Annotated in this window: 19 protein-coding genes; 1 reads left to right on the top strand and 18 read right to left on the bottom strand. The window is 71.2% G+C overall.

Features of this window, described 5'->3' with window-relative positions:
* The first annotated feature begins 60 nt into the window (after positions 1-60).
* Complete coding sequence (locus ACIBTV_RS25585; RefSeq protein ID WP_396708850.1) at positions 61-2,100, top strand: hypothetical protein; 2,040 nt, start codon at positions 61-63, stop codon at positions 2,098-2,100.
* A 61-nt stretch (positions 2,101-2,161) separates the two neighbouring features.
* Here ACIBTV_RS25585 and ACIBTV_RS25580 read toward each other — a convergent pair whose 3' ends face one another.
* The 18 genes from ACIBTV_RS25580 to ACIBTV_RS25495 all read right to left on the bottom strand — a co-directional run bounded on the left by ACIBTV_RS25580 (position 2,162) and on the right by ACIBTV_RS25495 (position 16,961).
* On the bottom strand, positions 2,162-2,401 hold the full coding sequence (locus ACIBTV_RS25580; RefSeq protein WP_396708848.1) for a hypothetical protein: 240 nt from the start codon (positions 2,399-2,401) through the stop codon (positions 2,162-2,164).
* Between the two features lie 8 nt (positions 2,402-2,409).
* Positions 2,410-2,880: a DUF4262 domain-containing protein gene (locus tag ACIBTV_RS25575; RefSeq protein WP_396708846.1), complete on the bottom strand. Its 471-nt coding sequence runs from the start codon at positions 2,878-2,880 to the stop codon at positions 2,410-2,412.
* The gene (locus ACIBTV_RS25570; protein ID WP_396708844.1) at positions 2,877-3,302 is read right to left on the bottom strand and encodes a hypothetical protein; all 426 of its coding nucleotides are present in this window, start codon (positions 3,300-3,302) and stop codon (positions 2,877-2,879) included. The genes ACIBTV_RS25575 and ACIBTV_RS25570 overlap by 4 nt, the downstream gene beginning before the upstream one ends.
* Positions 3,302-3,733, bottom strand: coding sequence for a hypothetical protein (locus ACIBTV_RS25565; RefSeq protein ID WP_396708842.1), 432 nt, complete (start codon positions 3,731-3,733; stop codon positions 3,302-3,304). The genes ACIBTV_RS25570 and ACIBTV_RS25565 overlap by 1 nt, the downstream gene beginning before the upstream one ends.
* A 53-nt stretch (positions 3,734-3,786) precedes the next feature.
* Positions 3,787-4,125: a hypothetical protein gene (locus ACIBTV_RS25560; RefSeq protein WP_396708840.1), complete on the bottom strand. Its 339-nt coding sequence runs from the start codon at positions 4,123-4,125 to the stop codon at positions 3,787-3,789.
* 135 nt (positions 4,126-4,260) lie between these two features.
* On the bottom strand, positions 4,261-4,827 hold the full coding sequence (locus tag ACIBTV_RS25555) for a hypothetical protein (protein WP_396708839.1): 567 nt from the start codon (positions 4,825-4,827) through the stop codon (positions 4,261-4,263).
* Between the two features lie 96 nt (positions 4,828-4,923).
* Positions 4,924-5,193, bottom strand: coding sequence for a hypothetical protein (locus ACIBTV_RS25550; RefSeq protein WP_396708837.1), 270 nt, complete (start codon positions 5,191-5,193; stop codon positions 4,924-4,926).
* Positions 5,194-5,227: 34 nt separating this feature from the next.
* Entirely contained in the window at positions 5,228-5,476 is a 249-nt protein-coding gene (locus tag ACIBTV_RS25545) for a hypothetical protein (protein ID WP_396708835.1), read from the bottom strand.
* Positions 5,473-5,808, bottom strand: a complete 336-nt coding sequence (locus tag ACIBTV_RS25540; protein ID WP_396708833.1) for a hypothetical protein — start codon at positions 5,806-5,808, stop codon at positions 5,473-5,475. Before ACIBTV_RS25540 ends, ACIBTV_RS25545 begins: the two co-directional genes overlap by 4 nt.
* 43 nt (positions 5,809-5,851) lie before the next feature.
* Entirely contained in the window at positions 5,852-7,633 is a 1,782-nt protein-coding gene (locus ACIBTV_RS25535; protein ID WP_396708831.1) for a DUF3560 domain-containing protein, read from the bottom strand.
* A 109-nt stretch (positions 7,634-7,742) separates the two neighbouring features.
* Positions 7,743-9,098 carry a DUF6884 domain-containing protein gene (locus ACIBTV_RS25530; protein WP_396708829.1) on the bottom strand — a complete coding sequence of 452 codons (1,356 nt, stop codon included), beginning with the start codon at positions 9,096-9,098 and terminating at the stop codon, positions 7,743-7,745.
* A complete protein-coding gene (locus ACIBTV_RS25525; protein ID WP_396708827.1) occupies positions 9,095-10,249 on the bottom strand; it encodes a DNA-methyltransferase in 1,155 nt (384 codons plus the stop codon). The genes ACIBTV_RS25530 and ACIBTV_RS25525 overlap by 4 nt, the downstream gene beginning before the upstream one ends.
* Positions 10,246-11,178, bottom strand: a complete 933-nt coding sequence (locus ACIBTV_RS25520; RefSeq protein WP_396708825.1) for a hypothetical protein — start codon at positions 11,176-11,178, stop codon at positions 10,246-10,248. The genes ACIBTV_RS25525 and ACIBTV_RS25520 overlap by 4 nt, the downstream gene beginning before the upstream one ends.
* The gene (locus ACIBTV_RS25515) at positions 11,175-12,089 is read right to left on the bottom strand and encodes a phosphoadenosine phosphosulfate reductase family protein (protein WP_396708823.1); all 915 of its coding nucleotides are present in this window, start codon (positions 12,087-12,089) and stop codon (positions 11,175-11,177) included. Before ACIBTV_RS25515 ends, ACIBTV_RS25520 begins: the two co-directional genes overlap by 4 nt.
* A gap of 78 nt (positions 12,090-12,167) precedes the next feature.
* Positions 12,168-12,806 (bottom strand): hypothetical protein, encoded by a 639-nt coding sequence (locus ACIBTV_RS25510; RefSeq protein WP_396708821.1) that lies wholly within the window; start codon positions 12,804-12,806, stop codon positions 12,168-12,170.
* Positions 12,807-12,830: 24 nt separating this feature from the next.
* Positions 12,831-14,303, bottom strand: a complete 1,473-nt coding sequence (locus ACIBTV_RS25505) for a SprT-like domain-containing protein (RefSeq protein WP_396708819.1) — start codon at positions 14,301-14,303, stop codon at positions 12,831-12,833.
* A 16-nt stretch (positions 14,304-14,319) separates the two neighbouring features.
* Complete coding sequence (locus ACIBTV_RS25500; RefSeq protein WP_396708818.1) at positions 14,320-14,910, bottom strand: hypothetical protein; 591 nt, start codon at positions 14,908-14,910, stop codon at positions 14,320-14,322.
* A gap of 68 nt (positions 14,911-14,978) precedes the next feature.
* The gene (locus ACIBTV_RS25495; RefSeq protein ID WP_396708817.1) at positions 14,979-16,961 is read right to left on the bottom strand and encodes a DNA cytosine methyltransferase; all 1,983 of its coding nucleotides are present in this window, start codon (positions 16,959-16,961) and stop codon (positions 14,979-14,981) included.
* Positions 16,962-17,099: the final 138 nt, after the last annotated feature.

Below are 17,099 nucleotides of genomic sequence, written 5' to 3'. Positions count from 1 at the left end.
CGGGCCAGCAGGTCCGCGCCGCCGCGGTGGAAGCCGGGACATCGAGGGAGAACGAGAACCATGACCACGACTGCCACGGCCCCCGAGCAGCCGACCGCCGCGATGGCGCCAACCGGCGGCCTGGTGGGCCGCCACCACCAGCTCACCGGCCACGGCATGCGCCCGAAGATGATGCCGCACGCCGCTGTCGGCGCCCTGGTCGTCGCCGCTGGCGCCGCCCGCCTCGCGGTGCACCTCACCGGCGACGAGGCGCAGGTGGCCACCTGGGTCGCCGCGTCGGCGTTCGTCATCGCCGTGGTCGCTGCCACGCGTGTCCGGGGCCGGGTGTTCGACCGCAAGGCCCGCCGGCGGGCGTTCGCGTTCATCGCCGTCGCCGGCCTGTGGCTCACCGGCGTCACCAGGTACGGCCTGGACCTCGGCGCCATCGGAGTGCTGATGGCCTTCGGGTACGGGCTGTCGCTGCACTGGTGGCGCATCCACCCGCTGGGCCGCATCGAGGCTCGCACCCGGCAGGAGTACGTCCAGCTGTGGAAGGAGAACATCGGCTGCGACAGCGGCTGCCTTGCCGGCTCGCAGCTCACCGACCCGGAGCCAATCAAGGCGGGTATCCGGTTCGCGCTGCGGCTTCGCCCCGGCCGCCAGCACCTCGACACGGTCGTCGGGGAGATGAAGAACGTGCGGGGTGGCCTGTTCCTGCGTAGCCACCAGGAACTGATCGTCGAACCGCACCCGACGCTGCCCGAGCCGCACCTTCTGCTCACGATCGTCGAGAAATCGCCGATCAAGAGCAGCGTGTTCTGGCCCGGCCCGGAGGCGTTCGACCCGACGACCGGCTACGTGCACCTCGGTCCGTTCGCCGACGGTGAAGGCGTCGCGAAGTGGAAGGCGTACCGCGACAACCGGCTGTGGGGTGGCTTCCTGCAGGGCGGCACCGGCGCCGGGAAGTCCCGCACCATGGAGTCAATCGCGTTGTCCCTGGCCGCGAGCGAAACCCACCCCACCGTGATCCTCTACGGCGACGGGCAGGCCGGCGCGTCGTCGCCGCTGCTGATGAAGTACGCCGACGTGCGGGCCCGCAGCTACGAGCAGATCCTCGCCATGCTGGAGGGCATGCACCTGGTGCTGCTCCTGCGCCAGGATGAGAACGCGGTCAACGGGTGGAGCGGCTTCACCCCGACCAAGGACCGGCCGGGGGTGCTCGGCTTCATCGACGAGAGCCACAAGCCGCTGTCGAAGGTGCTCAACCCCGCGATGTGGGCCCGCACCCAGTCGCTCATCGCCACGATCGCCAGGGAAGGCGGCAAGGTCGGCGTCAATCTGGTCCTCGCGTCGCAGAACCCCACCCTCGACGCGTTCGGCGGGGCCGGCACCACGGACGCCGAGACCATCCGCTCGAACCTGCTCGACGGCAACGGCCTGATCTTCAAGGGCAAGAACCCGAACGTGAAGGAGGTCTTCGGCGTCGACCTCAACCCGAAGAAGTTCCCGGACCTGCCCGGCTACGCGTACGTCGTCAACACCAGCCCGGGCGGGCGGACCGCCCCGTTCCGCAGCTACTTCCTGACCGACAAGATGGCCAGGGACTGGCCGCGGCGCATCGTGTGGCGCTGCCTGGACACGGGCGCCGCCGCCGCGTGGGGAACCACCTACCTGCGGCGGAACGAGATGGCACAGGAAGCCCTCGACCAAGCGCTGCGGCGCATCGAGGCCCGCCGCGCCGGCATCGCCGTCGACGAGCCCACCGCGCCGGCCCCGGCCAACACTCCCGCGCAGGCCGCCACCCCCGCCCCGGCCGGTGCGGTCACCACCGAGCAGCTGGAGGAGTGGGGGACCATCGAGTTCCCCCGCTGGGAGGACTACGAGCGGAAGATCGAGGCGGAGGTACGCGCCGAGAAGGAGAAGGCCCGCAAGGAGCTGAAGGAGGGGCACTACAAGGTCCTCGACGCGATCCGCGCTGGGAACGCCATGCCGAAGGACATCGCCGTCGCCGCCGGCTACAAGGACCGGCAGGTCTACAACCACCTCAACACCCTGCTCGCCGCTGGCCTGATCATGCGGGAGAAGACGGGCAACTACGCGGTCGTCGAACAGGCCGCGTAGCCCCTTGGAAACGACGAAGCGCCCCCACCCAACCGGGTGGGGGCGCTTCCGCCTGTAGGCCCTACGGCTCGTCGACAGCCTGCTGCTTCGCCTCCCGCAGCACGAGCGCTGCGGCGAGATGCGCCACCGGGCCGAAGTGGCCAGCCTCCATCAGTTCGGCGAGCACCCCGAAGAGCACCACCTCGTCCTCCCGGCCGAGCATCGACCGCCCCCGGGCAACCAAGCTGTCCGCCTGCGAGAGCGCGTCCGCGTACTCGTGGCCGACTGTGTGGAGGCGCTCGGCGAGTTCCTCTGGGCTCATTCCCTCGCTCATCGGATCGTCCCGATCGTGTACACCGGCTGGCGAGTGTCGTCCGGCCAAGTCGGTTCCCACGGGAACGCCCCGTTGCGGGCCGGCCACACGAGCTGCAGCGCGCTCACCCGCTCGTCGCCGTACAGGTTGCGGGCCATGCCCACCTCGGCCAGGTCGGCGGTGACCACCCGGAACGGCACGGTCGCCAGGTCGTCGACGGTCTGCCCCGCCTCGAACGGCGCCTGCAGGGACGCCTCGGCGGCCATGTTGAGCAGCTGCCCGGCGACCTGGTCCGGCAGGCCGGCGATGACCAGCTCCGGCCGGCCCTTCGCGGTGAGGCCCACGGTGTACGCGAAGGGCACGCCCGGCTCGTTCTCGGTGGGGAACACGAACTGGACCATCCAGCCGTGCTCACGGATCACGCCTTCGACGGATTCGAGGTACATCCGCAGCCTGGCTTCCATCTCGCTTGCCTGATGTGGGGTCATGCCTGCTTGTCCTCGTCTCGCCGCTCGTCGGGTTCGTTGCGGATGGCGATGATCTCTCGGGTGGGGTCGGACGGGTCCTGAACTCGCGCGACCTGGGCGGGGTCGACGATCTGTCCTGCCTGGACCATCTGCTGGATGCGCTGATCGATGAGCGCCTTGCGGCTGCCGGCGTCCCCCCTTGCGTGCTGCTCCACCTCCCGGACCCGTCGGGGCGTGATGCCGGAGCGAATGAGCGGCTCGGCCTCTTCCGGGTAGAAGTCGAGGCGTGCCCAGCTTGCGGCGACCGTCGCCGTCACCTCGGGAAGCGTCAGCGAAAGTCTCCACCAGCGTGCAGCGATGTCGACCGCGGCGTGGTGCGTGGTGTGCCGCCGGTACTCCTGGCAGTAGGCCTCCAGCAGGCGGCCCAACTCCTGCTTGTCCATCAGACGTCACCCGGCTGGGTCTTGGTCCACGCGTCCACCGTCACCGGGGTCACTCCCACCTCCCGGGCGATGGCCGCCCTCGCCCCATACCCCTGCGCGCCGATCCGCTGCCGCGCGTGGGAAGCGGCGGCCTCGCGCACCTGGTCGGTGTATCGGGCGGCGGCGTGTCGCTCCCGCCCGAGCGCCTGACCCTGCGCCGACCAGTCGGAGATCAGGCCGATCACCCGCAGCCCGGTGACGCCGGCCAGCGTGGCGATCTGGGTGTGCAGCAAACCCCCTCGGGTGACCGCGTCGGTGACCGCGAGCGTCGCCACCTCGATACGGCGGGACACCTCGCCCGGGTCGGTGTCCGGGCCGACCGCGAAGCGGCTTCGTACGGCCTCGACCGCCCGGTTGAGGAGGGCGTCCTGCTGGGCCTGCGTCAGTTCCATTCGAATCCTTTCCGCCACGGTGGGGGTCGGGCTTGTGCGTTCCAGGTGGTCGGTCACTTGGCGTATCGGATCCGCGCGCCGCGCGCCTGGGCCTCGTCTGACCAGCCCGTGTAGCGGCGCTCACGGCACCGCTGGGCGTATGCCTGCAGCTCCGGCTGCAGCGCCTCCCACAGCCTGCGGTGGTTGGCCTCCCGCTCGTTCATGCGGTTGTCCGCGCCGGCTACGGCCTCGGGCATGTGGGCGTTGGCGATCTCGTAGACCTCGCTGCCGAGCGGGGAGTGGATTCCTCCGATGCCATGGGCGGCGATCTGAAAGTCGAATTCGGGGGTGCTCATGCCGCTGTTGGTGCGGGCGCGAGCGATGGCGGTTGCGGCGATCTTGTGCAGGTCCACGGGTGCCTCCGTGAGTCGATAAGTTGTAAAGCCACTATGCAGGTTGGCGGGAAAGATATCAAGCGCATATCCACGGTCAGGGTCGATGAAAGAGGCCCCGCACCCAGTGTTGGGTGCGGGGCCTCAGCGGGATGGTCAGGCGCGAAGCCCGACCTCGCGAAGCACCTGGCCGTAGTAGTCGATGTGGCCGCACGGATTCGTCCAGCGGTCGCACACCAGCCATCCGCCGTCCTCACAGAACCGGAACGGGGACGGCTCGCCCCGCCGGCCGCCACACTGCGGGCAGGTGGTGGCGATCCGCACGGTCCGGATCAGGGGGTACTCGTAGCCGACCTGGGTGCCACGGTCGACGACCCGCACCTCCATGGTGCTGGCCTCGACGACGTCGGCTTTGAGGCTGGGGCAGCGCTCGCACACCCGGAAGCCGGCCGCCCACTCGGTACGGGCGACCCGATGACCGCACAGGCCGGCGATGTAGCCGGGCACCGGTCCGGTGCCCGGATCGAACGGGACGGGGAAGTCTCGCAGTGCCCGCCTCGCCCACGCCGTGGCGGCGTCGAGGTCGGTGGGGTCGATGCGCAGGTTCCGTCGGACAACCTGGCCTTCGAGGTGCAAGGTCCAGGCACCCGGGTCGGAGGTGTCGTAGCCAAGCGCTCCCGTGCGCTCCAGCAGGCCGATCGCGTGCTGCTCTCCGCTGGTCATGACGTGTGCCTCTCGGGTCGGTGGGTGTTGCTCGGCCTGACGGCCGCCGGTACGGCCCGCCCGGGGGCGGGCCGCACGACGCGGCGGTCAGGACGGCTACTCCCGGCCGTCCGCCGCGGTCAACGCCGCCGAGGGCAGCGGGATGGTGACGTGCTCGCCCTCGGGGTTGAGGACGACCAGCTGCATGCCGACCCGGCCGTCGCCCTCGTCGATGGGCCGGCTGTACATGGTGTAGCCCTGCTTGAGTGGGTGCGGGTCGGACAGTTCGCCGACGTGCTTGCCTTCCAGGTGCATCACGCACCAGTCCGGGCACTCGGTGCCGGGCGTCGGGTTGCCGTCGGTCGGGGTTGGGTTGAGGTCGCTCACGGGTGTTCCCTCCACGGGTGCGGGTTCGGTTCGTTCAGCGCTTGCGGGTGGCGCTCGGGGCGATGAGCATCATGAGCAGGCCGGTGATGACCGCGCCGACGACGACGTCAGCGCCGCCGATGTGGCCGCCGGAGATCATCGCGGTCACCAGAAGCCCGAGCGCGGGGGCGACGGCGAGGAAGCCGACGACCCTCCCCGGGTTTCCACTGCGCGGGGTGCTCGGCGCCCGGTACGGCGCGGCACCGGGTTCCATCCAGCGTTTCCGCTGCGGTGCGGCTGTCACGGCTTCGCCTTCCTTGGCTTCCGGTGGCCCTTCGCGCCCTGGCCCTTGCGGCTGTGCCACCAGTCGCGCAGGGCGCCCTCCTGCTCGACCTTCCAGGCGGGCTGCTTCGGGCCGATGCGGGCCTCCGGTTCGGGCATCGGGTTGTCCTCGTACCGGTTGCGGAACTTCACCCCGGGCGGGGTGGGCTTGGAGAACCGCAGGTAGTTGTGGACCGTGACCACGTCGACCGCGGGTGCCTCGGGCTCCTGCTTGCGGCGCTCCTCGGTCCAGATCTCGGCGACGTGCTTGGGGAACAGCAGGCCCCCGATTCCCCTCGCGGTGTTGGTGCTCACGGTCCCTCTCCTCGTGGTTGTGGGTGGGTGGTGCCGGCTGCCGCTACGCGGCCGTGGTTTGCATGGCGCGGATGAACGGGCCCCACGGATCCGGCCGGTGGACCTGGATCGGCTCGGACTCGTCGACGACCTCGGCGGCACTGGGCAGGGCCCGCAGCGCCACGTCGAGGCCGGCCTTGGCGTCGGCGACGGCCAGCCGCGCCGACTCCATCCGCTGCGGGTCGCAGCTGAGGTCCGCGTCCCGGCGGGCCGCCTCGGCGTTCTCGACCGTCAGGGACGCCACCTCAACCGCCTTCGCCTCCGGAGTCTTTTCCCAGGTCCCGGCCGGGTGCACAGCGAACCACATGTGCGTCTTGCGCTCCACCGTCCGCCCGTCGGCGAGGGTGAACGTCACCCACGTGCCGCGCTCTCGTCGGTCGACGACGTCGGAGATGGCGACGACCGGACCGGCGCACCGCTTGTCGAGCCGCCGGTCCGCGCCGATGTCGTACATACCGACGATCAGGTCACCGACCTGCACGAACGGATTGTTGTTGTTGTAGCCGCCAGGGGCGGCGAGACGCTGCTCGGGCTCCCGGTCGGGCATCCGCCACTCCGGCTCGAACGGCAGCGGGATGACGCTGTCACGCACCGCCGCAGGGTCATCCCCGGCGGCGAGCCGGCGGTAGATGTCCACGTACACCGCGATGACCTGCCGGGCTTCGTCCTCGTCGAGCCAGGTGAGGTCGAACGCGGCCACCTCCGGGTCGGAGGCGCCCAGCGGCAGACCGTGGGCGATGCGCTGCGCCTCGCCCGCGCGCACCCCCTCCTCGCTGTAGCGGTCGCGGCCCGAGATCTGCTGCAGGCGCTCCCACGTCGCAACCTTCTTCGCGAGCTCCACCGGCCACGGGTTCCCGTTCGGGGCGTCGAGTTGCACGCCGTCGCGGCGCCGCCCGGCGACCTTGTCCCATTTGACGGTGGTCGGCCCGAACTCGCCGTCGATGCTCAGAGACGCCTTGTTGACGCGCTTCACCGGGTACCACCGGTCGGCGCCTTCGACGCGAACCACGTCGTTCTGCTGGAAGTCCTGCGGACCCCACGGCACGAACTCGCCGGACTCGGCCAGCTTCGCCATGTGCGCCTCCCAGTGGGCGACCTTGTCGGCGAGGTCACTCAGCGCCTGGGTCAGCCACTCGCGGCGGCTGTCGCTGACCCCGGCGTCCAGCTCGGCCTGAAGCCGGCGCTGGCCGGCCCGAATCTCCTCCAGCCGGCGCATCGTGACCCGCCCGTTCTCGTGGTGCCGCTGGTTCGCCGCAGCGGCCTCCGCCAGGCTCGCGTACCGGCGGGCCTGAGCGCGGTCGTCGGCGGCGCGGTCCTGCTGCCCCCACGCCCGCATCCGGCGGCGCAGATCACCCCGCGCGGAGTAGTGGCCGGACAGGACCGGCTGGCCCATCGGGATGCCGTCGAGCACGCGGTTTGCCGACGCGTCGCGGGCCTCCGCCCGGTTGCCGGCCCGTCCGGCGGCGGCGTGCAGGCGCTCGACGCGACGCGCCGACTTGCGCTTGCGGGTCGCCTCGACCTCGGCGGTGGGCCGGGCCGGCCGCTGGCGGGGCGTGTTGTCGATCCGCTGCTCAACGGTGTGCCCGGCAGCGGTCAGCGCGACCGCCGCCGCGTTGATCACGGTGTCCTGCGAGCGCTTGTAGCGGCTGCCCCGCAGGTAGATCCCCACGTCGGGGTGCCGGCGGAAGCGGTGGGGGCGGACGGTCTGGTACACGGCGTTGTCGATCGCGTCGCCGGTGAGGATGGTGCCGTTCGGGTAGTCGTGGGTGATGATGAGGTTGGCCATGGCTCGGGTGCCTCCGAGTGTGTGCGCCGATCGGTTGAGCGTTGGGAAGTGTTGATCGGACTGTGCGAACAACAATAGGGGATGGCGGCTGACCTGGCAACCGACCAGGTCAGACCATGTCGAGCAGCTCCCTGAGCACGGGGCCCCACGGGTCCGGGCCCGCCGCCCGCCCGCCCCCGAGGGGGATCATCGGTTGCACGCGTGACTGCGCCGCCCGGGCCCGCTGCTGCGCGGCCCACTCACGGGCCGCCTGCGGGCAGTTGCGCTCCCACTTCACCAGGCCGTGCGGGCACATGTCCGTGGTCCGGCGGGCGTCTGCCGACCAGCCCGCCGAGTCCACCGACTCCAGCAGGTGGCCGACCAGGTCCAGCAAGCGACCCTTCCCGCCGAACGCGTGCAGCCGGACCAGCCCGGCGGCGTGCAGCAACCGCACGATCTCCGCGGCCTCGGCGACCGACCGGAACAGCAGCGCGCCCACCCCGACCAGCGGCTCATCCCAGAGGTCGATGCCCGCCTGCCGGTGCATCTCGGCGTGCCGCAGGTACCCGTCCGGGGTCGCGGCGGTGAGCACGGGGATGATGTGCACGCCGGTGCCGGCGGCGCGCAGCTGCACCACCGACGCGACCGTGCGCCGCTGGTGCTCTTCTTCCGTCAGCCCGGTCTTCGCGAGCAGGTGCGGTGCGGCCGGCCAATCCTGCGGCGCCGCCCACACCAGGTTGCCGATCTCCGCGCCGTACCGCTTGATGTCGGCGGCGTACTGCTCACCCGACACCGTCCACCCGCTGTTCTTGTCGAGCATCGGGAAGCCGCCGGAATCGAGCACCCACCGCGCGGTCGCCACCGGCAGCGTCTTCGCGTCCAGCAGCCGCAGGTACGACACCAGCATCGGGATCCCCCACCAGAACGCGGACACGTCCCCGCCGATCCACACCTTGAGCCCCGACTCGTCCGGCTCCCCGCCCCCGGTGACAGCGGGCCGGCCGACGTGGACGTTGACGCGCCGCTGGTCACCGTTGCCGCCGCACCCCTCGTAGACGTCCTGCACGAACACGTCGAGGGTGCGTAGCCCCTCGTCGAGCCGGGCCAGGTACGGCCGGGGCAGCAGCGCGTACACCTCGGCGCCCCAGTCGATGCCCAACGCCGCCGCTTGCTCGGCGAGCGTCGCGGCGGTCACCGACCCGCGCGCGCCCATCCGCAGGTCGTACGGCTCGATGACCTGGTCAAGCTCGACCAGACCGTACTTCCCGGAGAGGATCAGGACCCGCGCCGGCTTCCCGAGCTGCTCAATGTCCATCCGCGCACACCGCTCGGTGTTTTCGAGGGTGTGCCGGAACATCGAGCCCCGGTACAGGTCCCGAGCGGGGGCGGCGTGGTCGAGTTTCTCACCGCCGCACGGGATGACGTAGGTGATCCCCGCGTACGACGGGGCCGGCTCCTCCAGGTCGATCGTCGCTTCGGTCGTCATCGGTTCGCCTCCCTCAGCAGGGGCCCCCACGGGTCCCGGGGCAGCAGCTCGAACAGGTTGGGATCGGTGTCGGCCGCCGGCGGCAGGGGCGGCGAGCCGGGCAGGGTGGGGAGGACCTCGGCGAGGATCCGGCCCATCGTGAAGCGCAGGCTGTTGGGGTTCCGGTCACAGCCCCAGAAGCGGCGCCGCAGCCGCATGCAGGTGACCGCGGTGGTGCCGGACCCGAGGAACGGGTCCGCTACCAGGTCACCCTCGTCCGTCGTCGAGCGGACGATCCTCGAGACCAGCGCCTCCGGAAGCGCGTTGTCGTAGCGCAGCAGCCCCCGGCGGCGTTCTTCCGGAATGTCCGTCCACACGTCGACCGCGTAGATCTCGCCCTTCCGGCCGCGCGGCATCTCCGCCGGCCGGTGGAACACCCGCCGCTTCGAGTTCAGCGGCCCCCGCGTCATGAGCGTGATCTGGTGGTGCTGGTGCACGAACCGCCGCGTCGTGTACATGCCGAACTGGCGGGTGACCGGGATGGAGTTGACGTACGTCAGCCCGGCCACGTCCTCAGCCGCCACCTGCACCCGCGCGGCCTGCTGCGCCCCAGTGACCACCGCCAGGTAGCCGCCAGGGCGCAGCGCCTCACCGGCCGCCGCGACCCACTCGGCGGTGAAGTCCGCGTACTCCGCCGGGTCGACGTCGACGTACCCCGGCACCACCCGCTCGTGGTCACGGCCGTACACCCGCCGGTACGCCGACCCGTCCTGATCCCGGCCGAGCGCCCACGGCGGGTCCGCGACGATCAGGTCGATCGGCTCGTCGGACTGCCGCAGCACCTCCGCCGCCCGCCCGAGCACCAGCTCGATCCGCGACGGGTCCGCCGGCAGCCACACGAACAACGCCCGCCGCGGTTGTTCTCGGGTGCCCTCGATCACCCAGGCCGCCGTCCGGTCGCCGGCTCGCCGGGCCCGGCCTCGCCGCTTCGCGTCCTGCAACGCCGTCCGCACCCGCCGCCGGAACTGCGGCTGCCCGTCCTGGATGACCTGCCGGCCGCCCGGCCGGTCGGCTAACCCGGCTGCCTCTGCCTGCTCGTACAGCTCGGCGAGGGTGTAGGTGCCGGCCTTCAGCGTGCGGAGCATGTCCGCCTCAGTCCGCAGCGCGCTCATGCCCCCACCGCCAGCGCGTCGGGCTGCTTCGGGTACGGGCCGAACGGCAGCGGAGCGTTCTTGTCGAGCCTGGCCCAGTCCGGCCGCAACTCTCGATTGATCTTGACCTGCTTCCGATCGCGCTTCGTACGGCCGAGCGGCTTGACGTACCGGTGACACCCGCCGTGGCGGAGGAGCCGGATCCCGACCGCCGGATCGTCGCGGACCTCACCCAGCCATGCGGCGGGGTCCTGCCCGGCCCGCATTGGCTTCGCCCCCAGCGATATGAGGAACTTCTCGGCCGCCTCGTGGCCCGCGTCCTGCTTGCGAATCTTTTGCATCGTGATCCCGTTGAGGACGGTGCCGTCGGGCAGTAGCCAGAGCGTCCGCTTGGCGCTGCGGCCGGCGATGAGGAAGTTGCCGCCCTGGTACACGAACCCGATGTGGCTCTTGAACCTGACGACGCCGTCTGCGTCGATGCGCGGCACTGGATCGGCGAACGAGAGGACCGCGTGCACGCCGGAATCGAGCAGCATCTCCTCGCAGCGGGCGAGGAACCAGGTTTCCGTGTTTCCCGGCTCCGGGTCCGCCACCACCAGCCTGCCTAGCTCCAACGCCTCATGGCCGGGTTCCAGTTCCGGGAACGCGTGGGTTAGCGCCTTCTTGCTGGTCACGCAGTACGACGCCACCCCGACCAGCTTGTGGGCGCGGTAGAGGCCGAAGGACTGCCAGCAGACAACGTGGGAGCCGGCGTAGTGCCGGGGGATCACGTAGTCGGCGGCCACGTTGCGACTGATCCGCTCGACGGTGTACTTGCTGTCGTCGAACTCTTCGCCCGGGCGTGCGAGCTGCCACTTCTGGCGGCGCCCGGTATCCGAGCGCAAGCACCACGGCGACAACGTGGCGACCTCGGGCAGCATGTCCCGACCGAGGAGAGCGAGCTGCGTCATCGGCTCACCCCGGCCTCGGCCAGCAGCGCCGCCATCGGCCGGCCCTGCTGGAACGAGTGCCCGATCCGCTCTTCGACCGCCGCGTACTGGCGGGCCAGCCCGGGGCGGAGCCGGATCGCGGTGAGCAGGTCCTGCTTCGACGCGAGCACGCACATCGAGCACGACAGGCGGCTCATGCCAGCGTCGTACGGCCACGCCCACGGCACGCCCTCGGCCCGGATCTCCGCCCAGACCTGCTCCTCGGTCCAGTGGTGCACCGGGTACCAGTCGACGACGTGCCGGCGGGTCAGGTTCGACGCCGACGCGTTCGGCGCGCACGGGCTTTTCCTCGCCCGGTTCGTCGACTCCTCCGCCCGGAAGCCGTACACGTAGACGATCCGGGCCGGCCGGTCCAGGTCCAGCTCGCGGGTCAGCTCGGTGAGCAGCTTCTGCCCGGGGCCGCGCTTGAAGTCCGACGTGCACCAACGGCGGGCGGCGTCGGGGAACTTCCCGCGCCGCTCGATGTCGTCGAGCAGGTCGAGGCCGGCGCGGCTGCGCACCTCGAACCGGACCCCGAAGTGCCGGGCGTGCAGCCGGGCGAGATCCCGGCAGCCGGGCCGGTCGCCGAACCGGTCGACGAGCCACGGCTCGAAGCCCTCCGCCGCCAACGCTTCGTCGGCTTCGCGGGTGCTGGGCCACACCACGCGCCCCAGGTCGTTGTACTGCACGACCACCCGGTCGAGCACCCCGGCCGAAGCGGCGCGGGGCACGCCGACGATCAGGGCGGCCAGCCCGTCCTTGCCGCCGGAGTGGTTGAAGACGATCCGGTCGGCGTCGCGCAGGTCCGGGTCGGTAGCGCGGGGCGCACGGTGGTCGTCCGTGGGCAGGTCGAACAGCAGGGAACCCGGTGGGTTCGGTCGACGGGTACGCACGTCGTACTCCTTCCGTGGAAGCGGGGAACGTCAGAAGGCGGCCGGCGCCGGTGCCTCGGCGCCGGCCGCGGTGGGTGGTCAGGAGTTGGTGAGCGCCCGGATCGCAGGGCCCCACGGATCGGGGCGACTCGCCAGCGGGGGGCGGCTGGATTTGACGAGGTCGCACGGGGGGCAGTCGCCCACGTGCCAGCGGTCCGACTCGCCGTTCCAGAGGGCAGCGTGTTCACGCAGGAAGCGACGGACCGTGCTCCAGGGGGTAGTGCTGGTGGTGTCCGGGTACTGCTCGCCTTCGGCCCGTAGCGCCGCTGCCGCCTGCCCGTTGCCGAGCTGCTCGTAGCGGTCCGCCCGCTGCAGCAGGTTGAACCGCACGCTGCGTAGGTAGATGAGGGTGTCCCGGTCGGGCCAGTGCTCGTCGGCCTCCCGCTGGAGGGCATCGGCCGGGGAATCGGCGGCGAATGCGGCGTTCTGCTGGTTGGCCAGATCCCGTTCGGCGCGGGCCGCCTCGTCCCGTGACCGGAACGTGGGCGCCTGCTCGAAGGGACGGGGATCGCACACGATGCGCCACTTCTTGTCCGGGTAGTTGCGGCTGACGCAACCCACCGCGCCCGAGGGGTAGCGCACGTTCGTGACGTACCAGCCGCCGTGCCGCCAAGGCTCGTACGCCGGCTGCCAGTCATCGGCCGGCCGTTGCTCGGTGCTGGTGTCCGGCTTGCTCATGTTGGTCACCTCTCCGGTGTTCGATCAGGAAGCGCGGAGCGCGCGGATCGTCGGGCCCCACGGGTCGGGTTGTGGTGGGCGGGGTGCGACGTAACTGCCCTGGGGCGGGAGGGTGTACGGGCTGCACTCGCCGAGGTGGCCCGCGCCCTGCTTGCAGTCGAACGGGATGGGGCGCTTCTTGGCCTTGCGGCACTCGCGTTCGGGAGTGGCTGGTGCGTCGCAGTCGGGCTGTGCCGGTGCCAGCGCCCGGTCCGCGCGCGCCGCGAGAAGACGCTCCCGCTTCTCGCGGGTCACCTCACCGCCGCCCTTGCAGTCCGGACACTGCCCCGCCGCGCACGTCGGGCCCTTGATCGACGCCCACCCGGTCCCGTTGCCATCGCAGGTTGGGCAGACGACTATCAGCGCCTGCATGCGCTCGGCGTACGAGGTCTGCGTCGTCTGCCCGGTCACGTCGCCGAGCCACACCCGGTCGCCGGCCTCGGCCATCCGCCGGGCGGTCTCCCGCCAGTCAGGCTTAACCCGGCTGAACACCGCCTGCCACTGCGGTCCGTGCGGCTGCCCGCCGGGCCGGGTGGCGTGCGCCAGCTCGTGCACGAGGGTGTGCTCGACGAACTCCCGGTCGAGCTGGAACAACGCCCAGTGCAGCTCGACCTGGTGCTTGCGCGTCCGGTAGACCCCCCACCGGCGTCGTCCGAGGTCCCGGACGACGATCCGCAGGCCCCGGGCCGGGTCGAGACGCTGGACCCACTCGGGGGCGTGCTCGTCGACCCACGCCTGCCCCTGCTGGCGATACCAGGCGATGATCGCCTCCGCGTTCAGCGCGCTCGGCAGCACCGACAGCCAGTAGCTGGGTCGGCTGCTCAGCCCGGCGGCGTGCACGCGCTCGGCGAGCACCGGCACCGCCGGGTCCCGGATCACCTGCTCCCGGCACATTCGGCAGCACTCCTGTGGGCCCGGCTGCGTGATGCGCAGGCGGTGGTTGCGGCCTAGCCACGGGAAGCTTTCCCCGCCGACCAGTTCCTTCACGGGCCGCGTCGCGGAGAACCGCGACCGGTCCTGCACCGACCGGGCCAGCTGGCCGACGGTGCCGGCCACGCCGGCCGCGAACCGTTCCGGTGTGACCGTCGGCGGCAGCACGAAGACGATCTCGCCGCCAGGCAGGACCTCCGCGCCGGCCGACTTGCGGCGGGGCCGCAGCTCCACCCGCCAACGCCAGTCCGCCGGCAGGTTCAGCCGGCGTAGCGCCGCCGCGTACGGTTCGGCAGGGTCAGTCGCGGGCTTGGGCTGCCGCAGCGCCGCCTCCGCCGCGTCTTTGCGGCGGGGGAACGCGACGTCCGGCACGTCGGGGTGGCTGTAGTAGTGCTCGCCCACCGCCTGTCGTTGGCGGGGGCCGAGCCGGTGCGACGCCGCCCGGTTCGCTCGGGTGTCGGCGTCAAACCGCTGGAAGTGCCGCACGACCCGCTTCATCTCGCGTTGCAGGTCCTCGCTCATGCTCATGCTCTTCACCCCGTCGTCAGGCACAGCCGTCGTCGATACGGTTGGTCAGCCAGTGCTCGAACCGCTCTCGCTGGTGGTCGTCCATCGCCGCGGTGTCGGACCGGTCAGGGATGCTCTCGGAGAGCACTCCGGAGTCGAGCAGCTCGAAGTAGGCGTCGGCGCACTCCCACTGGCCCGTGAAGCTGTTGTGCACCATCGGCTTGTCGCAGCACAACGGCTCACCGGTGCTGCACTTCGGCACGAACTGAAGCGGCGGGAGCGCGCGGTGCAGCTCGGCGTTGTCCGGCACGGCGGCGGCCTGGTCGCGGCGGCGCTGCACGAGCGCGAGCCAGCGGGTCTCGGGCACGAACGTCATCCCGTCGAGCCACCACACCCACCCGCCGGACTCCCGCTGGAGCCGGTCCAGCTCGGGCATGTACTCGGTGATGTCGTGGGCGTGCTGCGTGCCGGGCGCCCAGTACGCGCGGCCGTCCTTGCGCCAGTCGAGCAGCGCCCGCCAGAGAATCCACTCGTTGTTCTGGATCCAGCCGGCGGCGTAGACGTCCTCGGAGATGTCCGACATCAGGTTGCCGAGCGCGAGCGCCGGGCCAGTGAGCTGCTGGTTCATGATCGTTCCCTTCGTTGGCGAGTAGGACGGCGGCCCGCGCCGGGATTGGCGCGGGCCGCCGGGACGGGTCAGAGAGCGGCGTGCGGGAGGAGGATCTCGGCGACCTGCCGGCCGATCCATTCGGCGACGTTGCAGCTCACGGCGTTGCCGGCCTGCATGGTCTGCTCGCCGCTGCCGCCGAGGACGAGGTAGTCGTCGGGGAAGGTCTGGGCGCGGAGGCTCTCGCGGGCCTTGAGCATCCGGTAGAACGCCTCCATCGCGTCCAGCTCGGCGCGGCCGGCCAGCTCCTCGGGGGTGACCATGGAGAACCGGTCGTGGGTGGACAGGGTGCCGAGCGGCTCGACGGTGGAGGTGGCGACGCCCTTCGTGTAGTAGGGCACGATCAGCGCGTTGTGCCGGGCGGTGGCGAGGGTCGGCATCGGGTGGTCGAGCGGCACCGCGTCGGCGTTGTTGCGCAGCACCGCGAGGAAAGCGCCCGGGGTGACCAGCGCCTCGCAGCCCTTCTCGTTGGCCATGACGGTGCGGCTGGGCGAGGCGGTCAGGTCGATGACTTCCTCGGCCCAGGTGCCGCCGACCGGGACGCTCATCGGCGGGGGCACCACCATGCCGTCGCCGATCTTCGTGGTGCAGGCGGCGAGGGGCTGCGTGTCGAGGGGCTGGATGCGGTCGTCGTCGTGGTTGCTGTTCACCCGGAACGCTCCGCCCGGAACGACCACGCTGTGGCTGTTGCTCGCGGTCAGGGTGCCGAGCGCGTCGTCGAGGACGCCCTTGGACATGCGGCCCGGGTGCTCCTGGTGGGAGTAGTGCTTGACGGTGAACGCGCCCGGGGGAACCGCGAGGGCCTGCGTGTTCGTGCACTGCGTCGTGCCGAGCGGCTGGTCGTCGACCGGCCACGCCCGGACGTAGCCGGGCCGCTCGTAGGTGTTCCCGGCGACGGCGGCCTGGATCGCCCGGTGGCCGTACTTCCGCAGGCCGGCGCGGATCCGGTCCATCGTCTTCGGGGCCAGGCCCTCCGGCTTGCGGACGGTGCGGGGCAGGTCACCGATGCGGACGCCCAGGTCGGTCCAGTCGATCACGGACGCGGCCGGGCGGATGTACGGTTCGACGCGCTGCCCGCAGCCCCTGTTCGGGCAGGTGTACCAGTATTGGCCGTACGACGACTTCGGGTCGCGGCGGTACCGGCCGGTGCGGAACTGCTTGCGGAACACCGAGGGCGCCCACGTCTGCTCGCCCGGAACGTCCTGCTCGCAGGTGAAGCACCGGGACACGGGGCGGGGGGTGACGTCGGGGCTCCGGCCGATGTCCTTGCGGACGAAAACGATGTACAGCCGGTCGCGCCACTGCGGGGCGTGCTCGATGCCGTCGCCGCCGACGTGCGCGCTGTTGACCGACACGAGCTGGTAGGTGTAGCCCAACCGCTCCATGCCCATCAGCCAGTAGTCGAACAGCTCCCATCGGTCGACCACGTCGGGCACGTTCTCGATCAGCACGGCCTTGAAGCGGTGGATTTCGGTGGCGCGTAGGACGTCGTAGAACGTGGCGCGGGTGCGCTCCATGCCCTTCTGCGACACGTGCCCCAGCTCCTGGAGCATGTCGGACTGGCCGGGGATCTGGCCGCGCTTGTATCCGGTGGTGCCGCCGGCGGGGGACGCCTCGGTGCAGATCGGGGACGCCCACAGCACGTCGGCCCCGCGGGGCAGGTATCGGAAGTCGTAGTTGTTGACGTCCGCGCACAGGTGCTCGGCGTCGCCAAAGTTCGCCGCGTGCGTGTCGATCGCGGTCTGCCAGTGGTTCGCGGCGAGCAGTAGCCGGTAGCCGGCGTTGCTCAGGCCGATCGACGATCCGCCCGCGCCGCAGAAGATGTCGACGAACGTGAGCCCGTTCGACGTCTTCGGCGTCCACAGCGTCGGGTTGCCGGCCAAGTAGGCGCGGAGCTGCTCGCGCCGCTTCTCGGCGGCGGCGCGCTCGCGTTCCTTGCGGCGTGCGGCGTTGTTGCGCGGGCTGGCGGTGGTGGCGGAGTGGCGGCGGCTGGCGGTAGCGGTCGCGGACATAGGGGATGCCTCCGTGATGACGATTGAGCGTCGTTCGGACCGTCCGAACGAGGTTATGCATTGGATGTGCCAGCGGGCAAGTCGTGGATCGAAATGGCGGGAGCGGGCGGGCCGCCCTGGACCCGCCCGCTCGGTGGA

The sequence above is a fragment of the Micromonospora sp. NPDC049366 genome (genome assembly GCF_044466625.1).
Lineage (GTDB): Bacteria > Actinomycetota > Actinomycetes > Mycobacteriales > Micromonosporaceae > Micromonospora.
This window is presented reverse-complemented; position numbering and strand designations above follow the sequence as displayed.

Excerpts from the sequence above, each read along its gene's own strand:
- ACIBTV_RS25520 (WP_396708825.1), bottom strand. The coding sequence starts at position 11,178 with ATGACGCAGCTCGCTCTCCTCGGTCGGGACATGCTGCCCGAGGTCGCC.
- ACIBTV_RS25505 (WP_396708819.1), bottom strand. The coding sequence starts at position 14,303 with ATGAGCATGAGCGAGGACCTGCAACGCGAGATGAAGCGGGTCGTGCGG.
- ACIBTV_RS25555 (WP_396708839.1), bottom strand. The coding sequence starts at position 4,827 with ATGACCAGCGGAGAGCAGCACGCGATCGGCCTGCTGGAGCGCACGGGA.
- ACIBTV_RS25530 (WP_396708829.1), bottom strand. The coding sequence starts at position 9,098 with ATGACGACCGAAGCGACGATCGACCTGGAGGAGCCGGCCCCGTCGTAC.
- ACIBTV_RS25525 (WP_396708827.1), bottom strand. The coding sequence starts at position 10,249 with ATGAGCGCGCTGCGGACTGAGGCGGACATGCTCCGCACGCTGAAGGCC.
- ACIBTV_RS25495 (WP_396708817.1), bottom strand. The coding sequence starts at position 16,961 with ATGTCCGCGACCGCTACCGCCAGCCGCCGCCACTCCGCCACCACCGCC.
- ACIBTV_RS25510 (WP_396708821.1), bottom strand. The coding sequence starts at position 12,806 with ATGAGCAAGCCGGACACCAGCACCGAGCAACGGCCGGCCGATGACTGG.
- ACIBTV_RS25535 (WP_396708831.1), bottom strand. The coding sequence starts at position 7,633 with ATGGCCAACCTCATCATCACCCACGACTACCCGAACGGCACCATCCTC.
- ACIBTV_RS25570 (WP_396708844.1), bottom strand. The coding sequence starts at position 3,302 with ATGGACAAGCAGGAGTTGGGCCGCCTGCTGGAGGCCTACTGCCAGGAG.
- ACIBTV_RS25585 (WP_396708850.1), top strand. The coding sequence starts at position 61 with ATGACCACGACTGCCACGGCCCCCGAGCAGCCGACCGCCGCGATGGCG.
- ACIBTV_RS25575 (WP_396708846.1), bottom strand. The coding sequence starts at position 2,880 with ATGACCCCACATCAGGCAAGCGAGATGGAAGCCAGGCTGCGGATGTAC.
- ACIBTV_RS25565 (WP_396708842.1), bottom strand. The coding sequence starts at position 3,733 with ATGGAACTGACGCAGGCCCAGCAGGACGCCCTCCTCAACCGGGCGGTC.
- ACIBTV_RS25500 (WP_396708818.1), bottom strand. The coding sequence starts at position 14,910 with ATGAACCAGCAGCTCACTGGCCCGGCGCTCGCGCTCGGCAACCTGATG.
- ACIBTV_RS25580 (WP_396708848.1), bottom strand. The coding sequence starts at position 2,401 with ATGAGCCCAGAGGAACTCGCCGAGCGCCTCCACACAGTCGGCCACGAG.